This is a genomic window from Rothia sp. HMSC068E02 (genome assembly GCF_001813565.1).
In the GTDB taxonomy this organism is placed as follows: domain Bacteria; phylum Actinomycetota; class Actinomycetes; order Actinomycetales; family Micrococcaceae; genus Rothia.
Window position 1 is genome coordinate 1,088,119 of record NZ_KV812882.1, and the last position, 237, is coordinate 1,088,355.

Below are 237 nucleotides of genomic sequence, written 5' to 3' on the forward strand. Positions count from 1 at the left end.
AATGAAAGTCCCTCCGAAAAGGAAGGGAAATTTACAACCGCACGGCGAACACCCGCGAATTTTGCCCTCAATGAAAGTCCCTCCGAAAAGGAAGGGAAATCCCGCACCGGGTGGGTTGCCTCTCCACCCGTGGGACCCTCAATGAAAGTCCCTCCGAAAAGGAAGGGAAATTGCAGCCGACCGGCGGCACCGAACAGCAAATCAGCCCTCAATGAAAGTCCCTCCGAAAAGGAAGGG